20 protein-coding genes are annotated in these 17003 nt (G+C 69.2%); 13 read left to right on the top strand and 7 right to left on the bottom strand.

Annotated elements, in window-relative coordinates; genetic code table 11:
* Positions 1 to 17: 17 nt before the first annotated feature.
* The gene (locus AABM41_03960) at positions 18 to 1616 is read right to left on the bottom strand and encodes a carboxyl transferase domain-containing protein (GenBank protein ID MEK6191465.1); all 1599 of its coding nucleotides are present in this window, start codon (positions 1614 to 1616) and stop codon (positions 18 to 20) included.
* A 61-nt stretch (positions 1617 to 1677) separates the two neighbouring features.
* Positions 1678 to 2235 (bottom strand): hypothetical protein, encoded by a 558-nt coding sequence (locus AABM41_03965; GenBank protein MEK6191466.1) that lies wholly within the window; start codon positions 2233 to 2235, stop codon positions 1678 to 1680.
* A 130-nt stretch (positions 2236 to 2365) separates the two neighbouring features.
* Between AABM41_03965 and AABM41_03970 the strand changes: the two genes are divergently transcribed.
* From AABM41_03970 to AABM41_03985, 4 genes are read left to right on the top strand one after another with little or no spacing between them, the layout of a single operon-like run.
* Positions 2366 to 2824 (top strand): hypothetical protein, encoded by a 459-nt coding sequence (locus AABM41_03970; GenBank protein MEK6191467.1) that lies wholly within the window; start codon positions 2366 to 2368, stop codon positions 2822 to 2824.
* A 12-nt stretch (positions 2825 to 2836) separates the two neighbouring features.
* Entirely contained in the window at positions 2837 to 3172 is a 336-nt protein-coding gene (locus AABM41_03975) for a tRNA-binding protein (GenBank protein ID MEK6191468.1), read from the top strand.
* Between the two features lie 30 nt (positions 3173 to 3202).
* Positions 3203 to 3643 carry a hypothetical protein gene (locus tag AABM41_03980; GenBank protein MEK6191469.1) on the top strand — a complete coding sequence of 147 codons (441 nt, stop codon included), beginning with the start codon at positions 3203 to 3205 and terminating at the stop codon, positions 3641 to 3643.
* A 20-nt stretch (positions 3644 to 3663) separates the two neighbouring features.
* Positions 3664 to 4182, top strand: coding sequence for a YdeI/OmpD-associated family protein (locus AABM41_03985; GenBank protein ID MEK6191470.1), 519 nt, complete (start codon positions 3664 to 3666; stop codon positions 4180 to 4182).
* A gap of 146 nt (positions 4183 to 4328) precedes the next feature.
* Here AABM41_03985 and thyX read toward each other — a convergent pair whose 3' ends face one another.
* Positions 4329 to 5249, bottom strand: a complete 921-nt coding sequence (gene thyX, locus AABM41_03990; protein MEK6191471.1) for an FAD-dependent thymidylate synthase — start codon at positions 5247 to 5249, stop codon at positions 4329 to 4331.
* A gap of 102 nt (positions 5250 to 5351) precedes the next feature.
* The gene (locus AABM41_03995) at positions 5352 to 6851 is read right to left on the bottom strand and encodes a GGDEF domain-containing protein (GenBank protein ID MEK6191472.1); all 1500 of its coding nucleotides are present in this window, start codon (positions 6849 to 6851) and stop codon (positions 5352 to 5354) included.
* Positions 6852 to 6998: 147 nt separating this feature from the next.
* Between AABM41_03995 and AABM41_04000 the strand changes: the two genes are divergently transcribed.
* The 4 genes from AABM41_04000 to AABM41_04015 all read left to right on the top strand — a co-directional run bounded on the left by AABM41_04000 (position 6999) and on the right by AABM41_04015 (position 9101).
* A complete protein-coding gene (locus tag AABM41_04000; GenBank protein ID MEK6191473.1) occupies positions 6999 to 7340 on the top strand; it encodes a hypothetical protein in 342 nt (113 codons plus the stop codon).
* The gene (locus tag AABM41_04005) at positions 7337 to 8059 is read left to right on the top strand and encodes a PIG-L deacetylase family protein (protein ID MEK6191474.1); all 723 of its coding nucleotides are present in this window, start codon (positions 7337 to 7339) and stop codon (positions 8057 to 8059) included. The genes AABM41_04000 and AABM41_04005 overlap by 4 nt, the downstream gene beginning before the upstream one ends.
* Before the next feature lie 47 nt (positions 8060 to 8106).
* Positions 8107 to 8397 carry an iron-sulfur cluster assembly protein gene (locus AABM41_04010; GenBank protein MEK6191475.1) on the top strand — a complete coding sequence of 97 codons (291 nt, stop codon included), beginning with the start codon at positions 8107 to 8109 and terminating at the stop codon, positions 8395 to 8397.
* Between the two features lie 149 nt (positions 8398 to 8546).
* Positions 8547 to 9101 (top strand): cob(I)yrinic acid a,c-diamide adenosyltransferase, encoded by a 555-nt coding sequence (locus AABM41_04015; protein ID MEK6191476.1) that lies wholly within the window; start codon positions 8547 to 8549, stop codon positions 9099 to 9101.
* Positions 9102 to 9132: 31 nt separating this feature from the next.
* On the opposite strand, the gene AABM41_04020 is transcribed toward AABM41_04015, so the two are convergent.
* The 3 genes from AABM41_04020 to AABM41_04030 form a co-directional block, all read right to left on the bottom strand.
* On the bottom strand, positions 9133 to 10266 hold the full coding sequence (locus AABM41_04020) for a HAMP domain-containing sensor histidine kinase (GenBank protein MEK6191477.1): 1134 nt from the start codon (positions 10264 to 10266) through the stop codon (positions 9133 to 9135).
* Entirely contained in the window at positions 10259 to 10936 is a 678-nt protein-coding gene (locus tag AABM41_04025) for a response regulator transcription factor (GenBank protein ID MEK6191478.1), read from the bottom strand. Before AABM41_04025 ends, AABM41_04020 begins: the two co-directional genes overlap by 8 nt.
* Before the next feature lie 63 nt (positions 10937 to 10999).
* On the bottom strand, positions 11000 to 11449 hold the full coding sequence (locus AABM41_04030) for a hypothetical protein (protein MEK6191479.1): 450 nt from the start codon (positions 11447 to 11449) through the stop codon (positions 11000 to 11002).
* Positions 11450 to 11597: 148 nt separating this feature from the next.
* Here AABM41_04030 and AABM41_04035 point away from each other — a divergent pair, with 148 nt between their 5' ends.
* The 5 genes from AABM41_04035 (at position 11598) to AABM41_04055 (ending at position 17000) form a co-directional block, all read left to right on the top strand.
* Positions 11598 to 13697: a hypothetical protein gene (locus AABM41_04035; GenBank protein ID MEK6191480.1), complete on the top strand. Its 2100-nt coding sequence runs from the start codon at positions 11598 to 11600 to the stop codon at positions 13695 to 13697.
* A 33-nt stretch (positions 13698 to 13730) separates the two neighbouring features.
* Entirely contained in the window at positions 13731 to 14225 is a 495-nt protein-coding gene (locus AABM41_04040; protein MEK6191481.1) for a DnaJ domain-containing protein, read from the top strand.
* 194 nt (positions 14226 to 14419) lie between these two features.
* Positions 14420 to 14857, top strand: coding sequence for a DUF309 domain-containing protein (locus tag AABM41_04045; GenBank protein ID MEK6191482.1), 438 nt, complete (start codon positions 14420 to 14422; stop codon positions 14855 to 14857).
* Entirely contained in the window at positions 14854 to 16257 is a 1404-nt protein-coding gene (locus AABM41_04050) for a class II fumarate hydratase (protein MEK6191483.1), read from the top strand. The genes AABM41_04045 and AABM41_04050 overlap by 4 nt, the downstream gene beginning before the upstream one ends.
* On the top strand, positions 16254 to 17000 hold the full coding sequence (locus AABM41_04055) for a VIT1/CCC1 transporter family protein (protein MEK6191484.1): 747 nt from the start codon (positions 16254 to 16256) through the stop codon (positions 16998 to 17000). Before AABM41_04050 ends, AABM41_04055 begins: the two co-directional genes overlap by 4 nt.
* Positions 17001 to 17003: the final 3 nt, after the last annotated feature.

A 17003-nucleotide genomic window follows, 5' to 3' on the forward strand; every position in this document is an offset into this window, starting at 1 on the left:
CCAGAGTCTAGCCGTCCCTACATCCGGAACACGCCGAAGCGCGTCTCACCAATCTCCGCATTCAACGCGGCGTTGATGCCCATGGCCAGCACCCGCCGAGTGTCCATCGGATCGATCACGCCGTCGTCCCACACACGCGCGGTCGAGTAATAGGGCGAGCCCTGGCGCTCGTACTCGTCCAGGATCGGTGCCTCGAACGCGTCGCGTTCGGCATCGGTCTGAAACCCGCCGCGCACGGTGGACAGGACCCGGGCCGCCTGGGCGCCGCCCATGACGCTGATCCGGGCGTTGGGCCACATCCACAGCTGCCGGGGTCCGTAGGCGCGGCCCGCCATCCCGTAGTTCCCGGCTCCGAACGAGCCGCCGATGATGACCGTGAACTTCGGCACCGCCGTGGTCGAGACCGCGGTCACCAGCTTGGCCCCGTCCTTGGCGATCCCGCCTGCCTCGTACTCGCGGCCGACCATGAACCCGGTGATGTTCTGGAGGAACACGAGTGGGATCCGGCGCTGGGACGCCAGCTCGATGAAGTGCGCGCCCTTCAAAGCCGAGGCGCTGAACAGGACCCCGTTGTTGGCCAGGATCCCAACCGGGTAGCCCTCCAGCCGGGCGAAGCCGCAGACCAGGGTCTCCCCGTACCGTTCCTTGAACTCGTGGAACTCCGACTCATCGACCAGGCGGGCGATGACCTCGCGCACGTCGTAGGCCAGGCGCCGGTCTGCCGGAATGATCCCGTACAGGTCCTCCGGATCGACCGATGGTGGCCGCGGGGCGGCCACCCCCCAGGGCGGCTCCGGCTTGCGCCAGGCCAGGTTGCGGACGATGGAGCGGGCGATGGCCAGCGCATGCTCGTCCGACAGGGCGTAGTGGTCGGCCACGCCGCTGGTGACGGTGTGGACCTCCGCCCCGCCCAGCTCCTCGGCGCTCACCTGCTCCCCGGTGGCAGCCTGCACCAGTGGCGGGCCGCCGATGAAAATGGCTCCCGTGCCGCGGACGATCACCGTCTCGTCGCTCATGGCCGGCACGTAGGCGCCGCCGGCCGTCGAATGCCCCATCACGACCGCGATCTGCGGCACGCCGCGTGCCGACAACTGTGCCTGGTGGTAGAAGATCCGGCCGAAATGGTCGCGGTCGGGGAAGACCTCGTCCTGGAGGGGGAGGAACGCCCCACCCGAGTCGACCAGGTACAGGCACGGCAGACGGTTGTCGAGCGCAATCTCCTGCGCGCGAAGGTGCTTCTTGACGGTCATGGGGTAGTACGTGCCGCCCTTGACCGTGGCGTCGTTGGCCACGATCACGCACTCGACGCCCTCGACGCGACCGATGCCCGTCACCAGGCCCGCGCCCGGCGCCTCGTCGTCGTAGAGGCCGTTGGCGGCGAGAGGCGACAGCTCGAGGAACGCGCTCCCCGGATCGATCAGCCGTTCCACCCGCTCGCGAACGAGGAGCTTGCCCCGCTCGCGATGGCGGGCGATGGCGCGTTCGTCGCCGCCGGCTCCGTTGAGCGTGACCTGGGCCGTCCGCTCGCGAAGCTCGGCCATCAGGGCCCGCATGGCGTCCGCGTTGGCGGCGAAGCTGGGGGATGAGGGATCGACCGCGGAACGGAGGACGGCCATGACTGGCCGATTATGGCCCGCGATCTCGCGGTGCCGACCGCCTGGCGGGCGGCGCTATCGGTCAGGCCAGGCTGACGAGGGGGACCAGTCGGCTGACGTGCGTCGAGTTGACGATGACGACCGAGACGACGTGCTCGAACGCCGGATCGCCGTGGTGGAGCAGGTGGGCCTCCGTGAGCGGGACAAACGCCGGCAGCTGGAACGGGTCCGGGAACGTCGTTCCGGGCGACAGATGGATGTTGCCGGTCACCGTGAATGGCCCGGCGTCGGCAGCAACACGCTGGATGCGCCGATGAAGGCGCAGCTGGCGATTCGTCCGCCACTCCGGCGGCATGATGAGGACGACGTCGGCGGTGGCCACGGTCCGCCACTCCCCGTTCTTGTCCAGGACCGGACGCACGGTCATGTCGTCCCCGCCCGCGCGCGGCTGCCACAGGCGCAGCTCCTCGCTGGCCAGCAGGAGGTCGGTCACGCGCTGCCCCTTGGACGCGATCCAGCCCACCATGCGGGTATCCGCGGTATACAGCTCGATGGGCGCTAGATCGGTTCCAGTGGCCAGGGCGGCGGCGCCGGAGGTCGCCGACCCGCCACCACCGCGGCGCCAGTTCCAGAAGGTCACGTGCTGACGCTACCCGGTGCGCCCGGCACGAGCCACGGCCCGACAGTACTAGCGTGGCTGCACCACAAAGGCGTTGCCGGGCGACACCATTCCTATGGCGGAGCTCCGCACCAGGGTGTACAACGGGCGCATGACGCGCGCTATTCGGTTCGGAATCATTGCGGGGCTCATCCTCGTCCTGCTGACGGGGGGTGCGGCCGCACTGGCCTTCAACGGCGAGGGACCCAACGCCGAACGGGTGGTCGAGCTCCTGGACGACCAGGAGATCACGACCGACACCGCCGAGCTGGACGCGCTCGCCGACGTCTACGGACTCGGTGGCGCAGTCCGGATCCTGGCCTTCGCCGATGCGGCGGGGGTAGAGCCCTCCGAGATCGCGGAAATGCGCGAAGACGGGATGGGCTGGGGCCAGATCGCGCGAGCCCTGGCCGAAGAAGATGAGGAATTCGACCTCAAGCCCGGCATCGGCTGGATCATGGGTGGCCACGGCCAGGGCCACGGCCAGGGACAGGGGCAAGGCCAGGGGCAGGGACAGGGACAGGAAAAAGAGAAAGTGCACGGGCAGGGGGGTGGCGACACCGGCGACTGATATCGTCGCCTGGTGATCGAATTCGAGGACTTCCTGCGGGTCGACATGCGGGTCGGCCGTATCGTCGCCGCCGAGCCGTTCCCCGAGGCCCGCAACCCGTCGTACAAGCTCCACATCGACTTCGGCCGGGAGATCGGTGAGCGGGTCTCAGCCGCCCAGCTGACCGTCACGTACCCTGACCCGGCCACCCTCATCGGTCGCCAGGTGGTCGCCGTCGTGAACTTCCCGCCCCGCCGGATCGCGGGCCTGGCCAGCCAGGTCCTGGTCCTGGGCGCTATGGGCGAGGGTGGCCAGGTCCATCTGCTGGAGCCGGATCCCGCCTCGCCCGAAGGTCTCCGCATCGGCTGATCGGGCGGGATCGGCCATACTCGGCCGGTCGTGACCGCAACCAATCCCTCGCTGCTGGGCGAGGCTCCCGACGGCATGCCGGCCCCGGACATCACCCCGCCCCAGGTGGCGCGGACGGGGGACGCGTTCGCGTCGCTGCGGATCGTGGTCGGCCTCGCGCGATTGACCCGCAACGTCACCCACCAGCTGCGCGACGTGGTGGCCGCGCTCAACGCCGCGTACCTGGACTGGTCGTTCCGCGAGGACGTCGTCCTGGCCGAGCTGACCCAGCTCCAGTCCAACTGGGGCATCTCGTTCCACGGGGAGGACCGGATCGTGATCGGGGCCAACGAGCGCGGCCGGACGTTGCTCATCGTCGACTCGACCAAGATGACGCCGTTCCTCATCTCCCAGGCCCAACGCCTGGCCGATGCGTGCGACGCGGAGCTCCGCCGCTTCACGTTGGGCGACGGGGTGACGACCGACAACTGACCGATGACGGTGGCTGACCGATGACCGCGGGACCGAAGACGCCGAAATCGCTCACGTGTACCGCCACCCTCACCGGGGAAGGCGGCGTGCACCCCAACGTGGCCGACCGGCAGGCGGGGAACCCCTATTACTTCATTCTGCCCGTCGACTTTCAGGCCGCCTTCGGCCGCCACCGGCCTCCAATCCGCGTCACGGTCCGTGGCCACACCTGGCGGACCACCCCAGCCCGATACGGCACGGACTACTACCTGGTCGTCAACCGAGCCGTCCGCGAGGCCACCGGCCTGCAGTACGGGGACCGGGTCCGCATTCGGATCGACCCCGACACGGAGCCCCGGGTAGTGCAGCGGCCACCCGAGCTCGCCGCGTCGCTGGCCGGCGCGCCGAACGCCAGGGCCATCTACGACGGGCTCTCGTTCAGTCACCAGAAGGCATACGCCGACTGGGTGGCCGAGGCCAAACGATCCGAGACGCGAACCCGTCGCGCGGCGGCATCGGTCGAGCGCCTGCTGGCCGGCCGGAAGGAACCGAGCGGCTGAGCCAGGCCTTCTAGACGTAGGATGCCGTCATGCGACGCCTGAGAAGCCTTCGGGATCGAATGATCGCGCTCGTCCTTGTGGGATTGCCGCTGCTCATCGCGGCCTGCCAGAACGGCTCCGGACCCGGCTACTAGACCGGCTGGCCGTCAGTAGCGGTCGGCCTGGGCAGCCTGGCCGACGGCGGCCTCCGGCGCCTCCATTCGGATCGGCACCCGATCGGTCCGGCGTGGCTTGGGCCGGAAGGGCGAGGTCTCGGGGACGATCGGTCCATCGGTTTCCGCCAGCTCGCCACCCCGGTAGGCCTCCCAGACCGCCATCACCGTGTCGCGATGGGGTCGAATCCGGCAGTGCTCGTCGCGGTTGCCCATCTCGTCGCAGTAGCCCAGGGGCACGCACTTGGGGGCCAGGAACGATCCGAAGAAGGGGCTGACCCGGAAGATCTCGTGGCGGATCTGCTTGAACAGCTGGCGGATCTCCCACTGGGCCATGGTGCACAGCCGTAGCCCGCTCATATGGATGAGCTGGCGCAGGTTGACGGTCATGATCAGGTTGGTCTGCATGGCGTTGGGGAAGATGAAGCGCGCATCCTCGGCCGGAACCTCGGCTTGGAGCAGCTGCCCGTATAGCTCAAGGTTGTCGTCGATCGCCTGCTGGAAGCGGCCCGCGAGGTCGTCGGGCAGGTCGCCCTTGGTGATCGAGTCGGGGATGGTGTAGTTGTCGCGGGCTTTGAACGAGACGTAGCGCTGGGACTGCTGGTCAAAGGCGGTCCCTGACCGGTGGCGGACCAATTGGTGGGACAGGGTCCGGGTCACACCACTGATGGCGAAGGTGAAGTTGACGTGCTCGATGGTCGAGCCGTGACCCGACTCCATGACTTTGCGCACGAGCGCCTGCTGCTTCTCGTCGGCCACCTGCCGCGCCACCGCCTTGTCCCAGATGGCGTCCGGCAGCTGCTCCGAATAGCACGTTCGGCAGGCCGTGTAGATGATCGGGAGGTAGTACTCCTCGACGATCTCGGCGGTGGGGAAGATCAGCTTGGCGGACAGGTTCGGAGAGGTCGGCGGCATGGGACTCGCACGAGGGTGATGGGAGCCGCAGTCTAGCACCGGATCGATGCCAAAAGGAGGGCCTTTTCCACAACCTGTAGTGGTGTGGATAACTTCAGGCCGCTATCTTGTGTGTCGGTCCGCCTGGTCGTCCGAGGCCTCCGGACGGCGTTCCTCGAGTCGTGCCAGGCCGTGGAGACGGTCGTAGGCGATGAAGTTGCCGCCCCCCGCGCGGGCCGACGCGACCGCCTCATCGGCCCGTGCCAGCAGCGTGTCGGCGGTCAGCTCCTGGCGCGATCGCATGGTGGTGACGCCCAGCGAGACGGTGATCGTGACCTCTCCCCGTCCAGTCGATACGGGGCGTTGGGTGGCCCGGTCACGGATGGCCTCCGCGAACACCGTGGCGCCCTTCTCATCGGTATGCGGGAGGATGGCCAAAAAGGAGTCTCCGGCTACCCGGCCGATGGCGTCCGCTTCGCGGACGCGGACCCGCATCCGCAGCGCCAGCTCGCGCAGCACCGCATCGCCGACCGCCGTCCCGTGCTGGGCGTTGATCTCCCCCATCCCATCCACGTCCATGAGCACGATGGACACCGCGTGCGGATAGCGGCGCGCGGCCGCCACCTCGTCGCGCAGCCGGTCCATGATCGCGCTGCGACTGGCGACGCCGGTCAGCGGATCAACGTCGGCCGCGCGCTCCAGCTCGGAGCGCTGCAGGGCGATGGTGTGACGCGCGTCGGTCAGCTCGGCCAGGGCGGCCCGCACCTCCCGGCCCAGGCGGTCGCGTTCCGCAGTGTCGTCCTCTGACCTTCGGTTGAGGGGAGGCGGGCCCGGATTCGTGAAGGCGCGCGGGGCGACGGGCGCGGGCGCGGTCGCGGTCGCGGTCGCGGTCGCGAAGTCGTCGGACTCCCTCTCCTCTCGGTCGACCAGCGCGAGCACCAGCAACGGCGGGGTCAGCAACAGTGGGGCCATCGCGAGCAGCCCGTCGACCGTCCCCGGACGCGCCCAGGCGAGCAGGCCGGCCGCCACGGCCACGGTCACCGATCCGAATGCGGCCGTCGTGTTGCGGCGGTTCACCCACGCGCCAGCCGCACCCGCGGCCAGGAGTCCGGCCGCCAGCATCACCACGGACGTGGCGGAATCCAGCTCAGATCCGGGAGCCAGCAGGGCAGCCGCGAGCGCGGTCTCGGCCAGCACGAGGGCCACGATAACGCCCAGCCAACGAGACCGTTCGTCTACCAGCATCTGGTTTCCGGCCCATGCGGCGGCGGCCAGGCCGGACGCCACGACCAGCAGGGTCAGAGCCAGGCCGCTGTTGGGGAGGGTCGCCGCCGCGGTGGGCCCCGCCAGCGCCAGCGCGGCGCTGCCAGCGGCCAACGCGGTGGCGCTCAGGCCGGCCGCGCCGGCCGATAGGCGCCCAGTCCTCAGCAACGCGTTGAGCAGGGGAATCACCGAAACGGCCGAGCACAGGGCCACTGCGCCCAGCCCGAGCGTGGCGAGCCAGCCACTTCCGCCGCCGGGGTCCAGGGTGAGGGGCGGAAACAGGCGCAGCACCACGAGAGCGGCCACGGGGAGCACCAGGGCCAGCCCGGTGCCCACGGACCGCGCGATCGCTGCGGTCAAATCTGATCGGGGCATCTACTCAGCGGTGCGTCTGGTCACCGCGAGTCTGTCAGCCTGGGGGTCACCGACAAATAGTACGAACGGCCGCGCCATACTCAGAGCATGGCCTCCAGGTCTCCAGGCGAGCGGCTGCCCAACGAAACTGTCATGACCCGAACCGCGTTCCTGGCCGCCACCGACGAGCTCATCGCGGAAGGCGACCGCCTGGCCCACGCTCCCGACTGGGACCGCTTCCGGGCCTGGCTGCTCGAGTCCGACAAGCTGCTGGAATCGGTCTGGGGTCGGATGGACCGATATCACCTGGCCTGGCTCAACGTCGGTCGGGATAGCGCCCCGCCCGGCTCAACCCTGGACCAGGCGGGCACGGGCCGCTTCGTCGCCGAGGTGGCGCGCGCCAAGGTGGCCGTCCTGCGTACGATGCGCACCGCGGTGGAGCGCCAGGGCTGGCGACGCCTGGCCGATGATCCCGCGCCACGGGAGACCACGTGACCTACGACCGAACCGGGGGACTCGCCGCGATCCTGGCCCACCCCGCCGACGAGGCGTTCACCTGCGCCGGGACGCTGGCCCTGGCCCACGACGCGGGCGAGACGACGCGCCTCCTGGTCGTGACCCGCGGCGAGGCCGGGAACCCCGAGCGGACCCCCGACGCTCAGCTCGCCGCCGTGCGCGAGGCAGAGATGATCCGCGCCGCGGAGGCGATCGGGCTCAACGAGGTCACCCTCCTGGACGGCTACCCGGACGGGGCCGTTGCCGCCGAGCCGCAGGAGCGGCTGGTGAGCGAGATCGTCGCCTGGCTGGGGAACCGCCGCCCGGATGTCGTCATCACGTTCGGCGCGCACGGCGTGACCGGCGACCCGGACCACATCACGGCCGGCAGCGCCGCGCGGTGGGCGGTCGAGCGCCTCGCGAAGGAGGGCGTGGCGCCGCACTCGGCTTTCGTCATCGCGCCGGGCTACGGGCCGGGGCCCAACCGCTACGACCTCTCCCCGGAGGAGCAGGGCGCGACCCACCGGATTGACATCACCGAGGTCGCGGACCGACGGTTGGCCGCGCTCGAGAGCCACGCTTCTCAGGCCGATACCGCCGAGGCGATCGCCGAGCTCCGAGCCGCCATTGAAGCCGGTGGGCCGATCTACGAGGCTTTCACCCGGGTTCGCCCCGAGGTCCTGCCACCGCATCCGAAGTACGACACCAGCCTTTTCTAGGTGGCCCTCGGTGGCTTCCTCGCGAATCCCTGCTAATCTGGTCGGGTATGACGATTGATTCGAACCTCGCCAAGGTCGACGAGGTGATGACTGCCCTGTATGACATTCACGATCCGGAGATCGGGATGAGCATCGTGGATCTCGACCTGATCAAGAACGTCGAGATCGGAGCCGATGGCGCCCCGACCGAGATCAAGATGGTCCTGACCACGCCCTTCTGCCCGTGGGCCGGGGACCTGATTCAGGAAATCAAGCAGAAGACCGAGGACATCGTGGGTCCTCCGGTCAAGGTGACCCTGCTGGCCGATCGCTGGGAGCCGCCGCCCGGCCTCTTCTAGGCGTGCCTCACGGGGCGAGACTCGCTCGCGGGCTCCGATCCCAGCCGCTGCCCGGTGTCACATCGTTTCGTGCTATCGCGCTACACGATGTCACGAATGCCTGTGACACCACCCGATCGGGTCCGTGGCGGCGCTAGGATCGGGCTGGCATGAAGATCTACACCCGCAAGGGCGACGCCGGTGACACCGGGCTCCTGTTCGGCGGTGCCCGGGTCGGCAAGGGGAGCCCCAGGATCGAGGCCGCCGGCACGGTCGACGAGGCGGTGGCCGCCTTGGGCCTCGCCCGCGTCGCGCTGCGAGCGGACGATCCTCTGGCCGTCCTTCTGATCCGGATCCAGAAAGAGTTGTTCGTGGTCGGCGCCGAGGTCTCCACGCACCGGGTCCGGCGCGCTCGACTGACGCCCGGGACGAGCGTCGTGACCGAAGCGATGGTGACGGCGCTGGAGCGGGAGATTGATGCCCTGACCGCCGCCCACCCGATGCCGGTGGAATTCGTCGTGCCGGGAGAATCCCAGCCGGGCGCCGCGCTGGACCTCGCCCGGTCCGTGACTCGACGCGCGGAACGCAGAGTCGTGCTCCTGGCCGAAGGTGGTGACCTCCCCGACACGTACGTCGTGCGCTACCTCAACCGCCTCGCGGACCTGCTGTTCGTGATGGCCCGCGTCGCGGATGGGGGCTTCCGGCCAGTTCGCGGCCACGCGTAAGTGATACGGCGTCTATGGCCGTCGCGGGGTGTTACCCGGGCGCAGTGGGGGACACGAGCGGCAAGGTGAAGCGGACCGTGGTGCCAAGCCCGACTTCTGAGGTGGCGGTCATGTCACCGCCGTGGGCTTCGACGAGGTCGCGAGCGATGGGCAGGCCAAGCCCACTCCCCGGGGAGTCGGGCGAGCGATAGAAGCGGTCGAAGATCCGGCCCAGGTCCTCGGGGCTCATCCCGCTCCCCGTGTCACGCAGTGCGACAACCACCTGGTTGTCCGCCAAGCGCGCGGCGAGGTCAACGCGGCCGCCGGACGGGGTGTGACGAAGGGCGTTGGTCAGCAGGTTCGCGATGACCTCACGCATTCGGGGCGGGTCGACCTCCAGCACCGGCACGTCCTCGGCCACCGTGACGGTGAGCTGAATGCCGGCCTGCTCCGCCTGGTTGCGGTACCCGGCAGCCGCCTCCTGGAGTAGTGCTCCGAGATCAGTCGGCTCGGGATGCAGCGTGAGGCGTCCGGCCTCTGCGAGGGACAGGGTGCGCAGGTCCTCGATCAGCCGTTCCATGACCCGTGTCTGCTCCAGGATGGGCTCGAGGTGCTCAGCATCGGCGGGGTAGACCCCGTCGATCAGTGCCTCCACGTTGCCCTGGATCACGGTGAGCGGGGTTCGGAGCTCGTGCGAGACATCGGCCAGGGTCGACTGGCGTTGAGACTCCATCTCCTCAAGCCGGGCACTCATGGCGTTGAAGGCCCGGGCGAGGGAACGGACCTCTCGCGGACCGTCCTCGGGTACCCGGGCACTGAAGTCGCCCGCCTCGACGCGGCCGGAAGCCTCGATCAGGTCGCCGACCGGGGCGGCCGCGCGACGCACCGCCCGACCTCCCATCCCGAGGACGATGAGAACGAACAGACCGATCAGGATGGCCGCCGCCCATGGCTCCGAACCGCCCACCGCGTTGCTGATCAGCCACGCCAGGAGGGCCACCACCGAGGCGAGCACCACCACCATGAAGACGAAGAAACAACCGATGCGCCACATGAATCCGCCGCGCGTCCGGCGCCAGTATTCGGCCCGCTCAGCGTCAGCCGGCGGCCACGCCTCTCCCTCCGGCCACCACCGCGGCCGGTGACGGCCGTATCCGTGGCAACCCCAGTGGCCCCGATCAGGCATCGGTCAGGCGGTAGCCGACGCCGTACACGGTGAGCAGGTAGCGCGGGGACCGCGGATTCGGCTCCAGCTTGCGCCGAATGTTCTTGACGTGGGCGTCGATGGCCCGCTCGTACGACTCGAAGGCCACGCCGTGGATGGCGTCCAGGAGCTGGGAGCGGGTGAAGACTCGGCCCGGCTGCCGCGCCAGGGCGGTGAGCAGCTGGAATTCGGTCGCGGTGAGGGCCACGGCCCGCCCGGCCGCCTCGACCCGGAGGCGAGGCACGTCGAGCACCAGGTCGCCCGCGTGAATCACTTCTGCCTCGGTGTCACCGGCGTGGCGGCGAAGGACGGCGCGGACTCGCGCGGTGAGCTCGCGTGGGCTGAAGGGCTTGGTGACGTAATCGTCGGCCCCCAGCTCGAGGCCGACCACCTTGTCGGTCTCGTCGTCGCGAGCGGTGAGCATGATGATCGGGACCCCTGAGTCGCGGCGCAGCCGGCGCGTGACCTCGAGCCCGTCGAGTCCCGGCAGGCCAAGGTCCAGCACGATCAGGTCGGGCCGATCCTGGTGGGCCCGCATGAGCGCCTCCGGCCCGGCCCGGGCGGTCGAGACGGCGAAGCCCGCCCGCTCGAGGTAGTCGCGGACGAGCTGGACGATCCTGGGCTCGTCATCGACGACGAGGACCCGTGCCATGGGAGGCATGGTAGTCGGGCGGGCGGCACCGGCCGCCCGCCCGTATCGGTCCGGTGAGTGGACTCAGACCTTGTCGGCGACCGGCTTATCCGGCTTGTCCGACGCCTCTGGCGCCTTGCCGTGCTGCTCTCGGTGCCACTCGTCGAAGTAGTCCCGCGGACCACCGTGATGATCCCCGCCGCGGCCCTTATGGCCGTCCCAGCCCCGAGGCCCGCCCCAGCCCCGATGCCCGCCCCAGCGGCCCCAACCAAAGGCGGCGCACAGCAGGCCGAAGATCAGGAACAGGAAGAAGATGCCGAACAGGATCCCGAGGAATCCTCCGCCCCAGCCCCAGCCCCAGGGATGTCCGACATAGGGTCCCGGGTAGACGCCGATGGGCACCGGGTCCCCGGAAGCGATCGTGCTGCCGATATCGGCCGCGATGCCCGCCGTCACCCCGGCGTTGTAGACGGCGGTTCCGGCCAATGCGACCAGCACGACCAGAAGCACGAATGCGATGAAGCGCCCGAACATGACTTGAGACTCCTCGTGTAGGACCGATGAATGCGGTCCGTTCGAGGCCAGACTGGGGCCGAGATGTGGGCGGAATGTGAACGCCCGGTGCGGAAATCGTGTGGACCGAGCGCCGATTTCCAACGAGCCGGCTGTACCGTACGCGCCAATGCGTGACGGCCTGGAACGGCGCACCCTGGAGCTCCTGAGCGTGGTGGCGGTGGCCGCCATCCTGGTCGGCATCCGGATGCTGGACGGCACCGATCTTGGCTCCAGCTGGGAGCGGGGGCTGACGGGCGTCGCGAGCCAGCTGCCGGTGACGTTCCCGGCGGCGGTGCTGGTCTTCGGCTCCGCGGTGCTCCAGCTGGCCGCCGGCGCAGTCGTGATCCGGGTTCTCCGCCGCGCGCCTTATGCATCGCTGACCGATGCCGTCCTGGGTGGCCTGGTGGGGGCGGTCATCATCGGGTTGGCGGCGCTCATGCTGCTGGGCAGCCTGGGGCTGTTCCGCCAGCTGGTGCTGCTGGCGGTCAATGCGGCGGTCATCGGTCTGGGCTGGTTCGTCCGACCCATCTTCGACAGCAGGCCGGTGTTCAGGCTGGGGTGGCCCTCGGTTGCCAGCGCCTTCGTGGTCCTGGCCTGGTCCGGATCGGTGATCCTCCAGCTGGCCTCGCCGGTGGTGCCGTTCATCGACGTCCTGCCCAACCACGTGGCGCCGGCCGAGCACCTCCGCGCCTTCGGCGAGTTCGCGACCCTGACCACCGCCCCGTCACCTATCTACGGGCCGTCGCGGATGTTCCTGGGCTATACCGGGCTGCTGGGGTCGGCCACGGTCCTGAGTGGTCAGCCCGCGGCGCTGGCCACGGCTGCGTTCGTCCTGCCAGGAACCATCCTCGTGGGCGTGGGCATGGTCCGCCTGGCATCAGGCATCCTCGGCCGGAGCGTGGGGTGGTGGATGTTGGTTGCCTTCACCCTCACCATCTCGTTCGCACGGATGGCCGATGACCGGGCCACGGTTCTGGTCCTGCCCGTGGTCGCCTTCTGCCTGGTCGAGCTGCTGGAGGGGACCGATCGGGGGCGGCCGCTGGTCCTGGCGGTCGGGCTGGCGGCGACGGTGTTCGTCCACCCGCTGGTCGGGGTGCTGACGGCGGGGACGGTTGTCGCCCTGGTGGCGCTCGTCCCCGGGCGGTTTGAACGGCTGGGGGTGCCGGCGCTGGTGGGGGGCGGGGTGCTGGCGCTTCCCCAGGCCTCAACCATGCTCGGGGTCGACCTGCCTTCTGCCATGGGACTGGCCGTTGTCCCTCCCGCGCTGGCTGCCGTGTGGCTGTTCGACCGCTCCGAGGCGGCGCGTCGCTGGTTCGTGCTGGTCTTCCGCGCCGCAGGGATGGCGGCCGTGGTGGCCGTGGTGCTGTTCGCGCTGCCTTCGCTGGAACGCTGGGTCAACACGTTCGTCGATTTCTTCCTGCGCTACCCGATCCTGGTCTGGACCGCGGCCGTGGGTGGGATCGTGGCCGGACGCCGGACCTTCGCCCTGGTGCCGGTGGTGGCCTTCGTCATCGGTCTGCTGGCGGTGCTGGCCGCGGCCGCCATTCCGTGGCAGAACGTGGGAGTCGAGGGCCTCGACTTCGAGGTGACCAAGACCCTCCATTACTGGACGCCCGTGTTCCTTGCTGTCATGGGGGCGTTCGCGGTCCAGGCGGTGTGGGAGAACCCGCGGTTCGGGCTCGCCCTGCGCGCCGGGGTTGTGGGCTTGTTCCTGGTCGCCGCTGCGCTTCCCATCCGAGCCGAGCCGATCGAAGCCCTGCTCCTGGGCGAGCACCGGATGAGCGAGACACTGTCGATTGACCTGCGCGCCGCGGAATTCGGGTTCTGGGGCGGCTATCCCGACTCACGGACCATCATCACCGCGCCTCAGGCGGAACTGGTCGAGCGGCTGCGGGACGAGGTGGCCGCCGGGCGCCTCCAATCCACCACTCCCGTGCTGCACGTGGCGTTCAACTTCCAGCAATGGGATGCCACGCCCATCGGCGTCTTCGGCGGGATGCTGGAAACCATGGTGTCCGAGCAGACCGAGGTCAGCATCCACACCGCCGGCGGGCGCCTCCACCCGCTGGACGAGCTGGACCCTCTCCTGCAAGCGGGCTACCCGTACCTCGTCTTCGAGCCAGGCGACCTGCCCGATGGCCTCCGCGAACGAATTGTGGGCGCCGGTTATCGGTCCATGTTCGTCAACGGCCAGGGTGAGATTTTTGTGGCATTTTCAGGCGGTTAGGCATACCATCTGAGTCCATTTCGGGGTGGAAACTTGTCGACCGATTTCGACGCATACAAGACGCTTCAAGTCCTTTCGGACGCCGACGATATCGTCATCGAGGCGGCGTTCCGAGTCCTCGCCCGCCGCTACCACCCGGACGGCCAGAAGGGCGACGCCGCGCGGATGGCGGACATCAACCGCGCGTACGACCTGCTCCGTACTCCGATCCGCCGTCGACGGTACGACCGGGAGCGCCACCTCACCCCGGTCGGCCCCGGGCCGGCATCGGTTCAGCCCCCGCCGACGAATGGGTACGCCGAAGCGGCGACCACCAACGGCAACGGCCATATGCCCTTCAACGTGGTCGACTTTGGCCGCTATATGGGTTGGACCCTGAAGGACCTGGCCAAGCACGATCCAGACTACCTGCGCTGGCTGTCCCGCAGCTCGGGCGGGGTTCGCTACCGAAATCAGATCCATGATCTGCTCCCCGACGAACGCGAGGCAGCCGCGGCGAAGATGAGGCCCCCGGGCCACCGCGACTAGTCCGGGCGCGCCTGCGCGAAACGGCACCGGCCCGGAAGAGCTCTGCCCACCACATCACAGGGCTTCGTGACATCGTGTAGCACGGTTGCGCGATAGCACGAACGACTGTGAGACTCACCTCGGCGTCTGGGCGGGGACCATGCGTGCGTCGCACGCGTTCGTGGTAGCCCGAGCGGGGCTGTACGATCGGGCTCATGACGGAAGCCAGCGCGGTGTCCGCGGACGAGGTACCGCCCCGCGGCCGGACCGCGCCACTCGAAGACGCGGAAGCTGACCGCTTGTTTCGCGAGGGCGTGGCCCTCTTCAACGGAGCGCGCTACTGGCACGCGCACGAGGCCTGGGAGACGTTGTGGCGGGCCGCGCCAGACGAGGAGCGCGACTTCTACCAGGGCCTGATCAAGCTCGCGGCCGGATTCCTGCACCTGTCGCGTCGAAACCGGCGTGGCGCACGGAACAAGCTGGCGGAGGGCATCGCGCACTTGAGTCGCTACGAGCCTATGCACCGCGGCATCGGCGTCACTGAGCTGGTGAACAAGGCCAAGGAGATCGTGGCCGATCTCGACGCCGGCGCCATCCCCTACCTGATCCCGCCTTCGATCCGGTTCATCGCTTCGACCTCCGTGAACCGATGACGGAGCTGGAGCCGACAACCCGGCTGGAGCGCGATTCGATGGGCGAGGTTCAGGTCCCGGCCGATGCCAAATGGGGCGCCACCACCCAGCGCGCGGTCGAGAACTTCCCGATCAGTGGCCTGCGCATCGACCCGTCCGTGATCCGCGCCCTGGGCCGGATCAAGGCAGCTGCCGCCACCGCCAACGCCGAGCTGGGCGTGTTGGAAGCCGATGCCGCGGCCGCCATCCGGGCCGCGGCCGAGCAGGTCGCCGCCGGCGGCTGGGACGACCAGTTCCCGATCGACGTGTACCAGACCGGCTCGGGCACCTCGTCGAACATGAACGCCAACGAGGTCATCGCCACCCTGGCTGCCGAGCAGTTCGGCCAGCCGGTCCATCCCAACGATCAGGTCAACGCCAGCCAGTCGAGCAACGACGTGTTCCCATCGGCCATGCATCTGGCCGCCACCGAGGCCGTGGTGAACGACCTCATTCCGGCCCTGACCCGGCTGGCCGAGGCGCTGGAGGCCAAGGCCGATGAGTTCGAGAGCGTGGTCAAGTCCGGCCGCACGCACCTGATGGACGCCACGCCGGTCACCCTCGGCCAGGAGTTCGGCGGGTACGCGGCCCAGGTACGGTATGGCGTCGAGCGACTCCACGACACGCTGCCGCGGGTCGGCGAACTGGCCCTGGGGGGCACCGCCGTCGGGACCGGGATCAACGCCCCGGCCGGGTTCGCGGCGGCCGTCATCGCGGAGCTGCGCGAGACCACCGGGCTGCCGCTGACGGAGGCCCGCAACCACTTCGAGGCCCAGGGCGCGCGCGACGCGCTGGTGGAGCTGAGCGGCCAGCTGCGGACCATCGCCATCGGTCTGTACAAGATCGCGACCGATATCCGCTGGATGGCCTCCGGCCCGCGCGCCGGCCTGGCCGAGATCCACGTCCCGGACCTGCAGCCGGGGAGCAGCATCATGCCCGGCAAGGTGAACCCGGTCATCCCCGAGGCGCTGTCCATGGTCTGCGCCCAGGTCATCGGCAACGACGCGGCCGTTGCGTTCGGCGGCGTGGCCGGCAACTTCGAGCTGAACATCATGCTGCCCGTGCTGGCCCGCAACCTGCTGGAGTCCATCCGGCTGCTGACGACCGCGTCGGTCCTGTTTGCAGACCGATGCGTCAGCGGCATCACCGCTGACGAGGATCGTGCCCGGGAGTACGCCGAGGGGTCACCCGCGGTGGCGACGGCCTTGAACCCGGTCCTCGGTTACGAGGAGGCGGCCAGCATCGCCAAGCAAGCCCTCGCCGAGCGGAAGAGCATCCGGGAGGTCGTGATCGAGCGTGGCCACGTCGAGAGGGGCACGATCACCCGCGAGGACCTCGACCGCCTCCTCGACGTGATGGGCATGACGCAAAGGGCCCCGTGAACGTCGATCGCGCAGCCCTCGGCGCGCGCCTCGACCAGGAGCGTCGGCGGGCGAGCCAACTCGGCGATATTCGCGAGGCCATCTTCGGGGCACAGGACGGCTTGGTCAGCACGCTTGCTGTGGTCAGCGCGGTCAGTGGCGCCACGGACGATCGGTTCACGGTTCTCATAGCGGGCATCGCCACTGGCCTGGCCGGGATCTTCAGCATGGCAGCCGGGGAATACCTGTCGAGCAAGAGCCAGCGGGAGATCGCCCTGGCCCAGATCGGGGCCGAACGTGAGCGGGTCGCCAACCAGCGCAGCGACGTGCAGGCCGAGTTGGCATACATGCTCGAGGAGGACGGCCTGGAGAGCCATGATGCCGAGCTCGTTGCCGAGGTCATGGCTCGCCGACCCGAGGTGCTCCTCAACTCGAAGGTCGAGAAGGAGTACGGCATCGCGGTCGAGGAGGCCCGTGGCTCACCGCTCCAGGGAGGCGTCGTGATGGGTGTCGCGTTCGGTTTGGGTGCCCTCGTGCCCATCCTGCCCTACGTCGTCCTCCCGACCGAAGTGGCGGTATACGCATCGGTCCTCGCCACCGCTGGCGTGCTGTTTGCAATCGGGATTGTGAAGACCCGATGGACGCTTGGTCATCCGATCTGGTCGGGTATCGAGATCTTGCTCATCGGTGCGGCGGCGGGCATCGTCGGTTACCTCCTCGGAACTGTCCTGCCGAACCTGCTCGGCGTTCCGGCAATGAGCTGAGAG

This window comes from Chloroflexota bacterium, from assembly GCA_038040195.1.
Taxonomy (GTDB): Bacteria; Chloroflexota; Limnocylindria; order QHBO01; family QHBO01; genus DASTEQ01.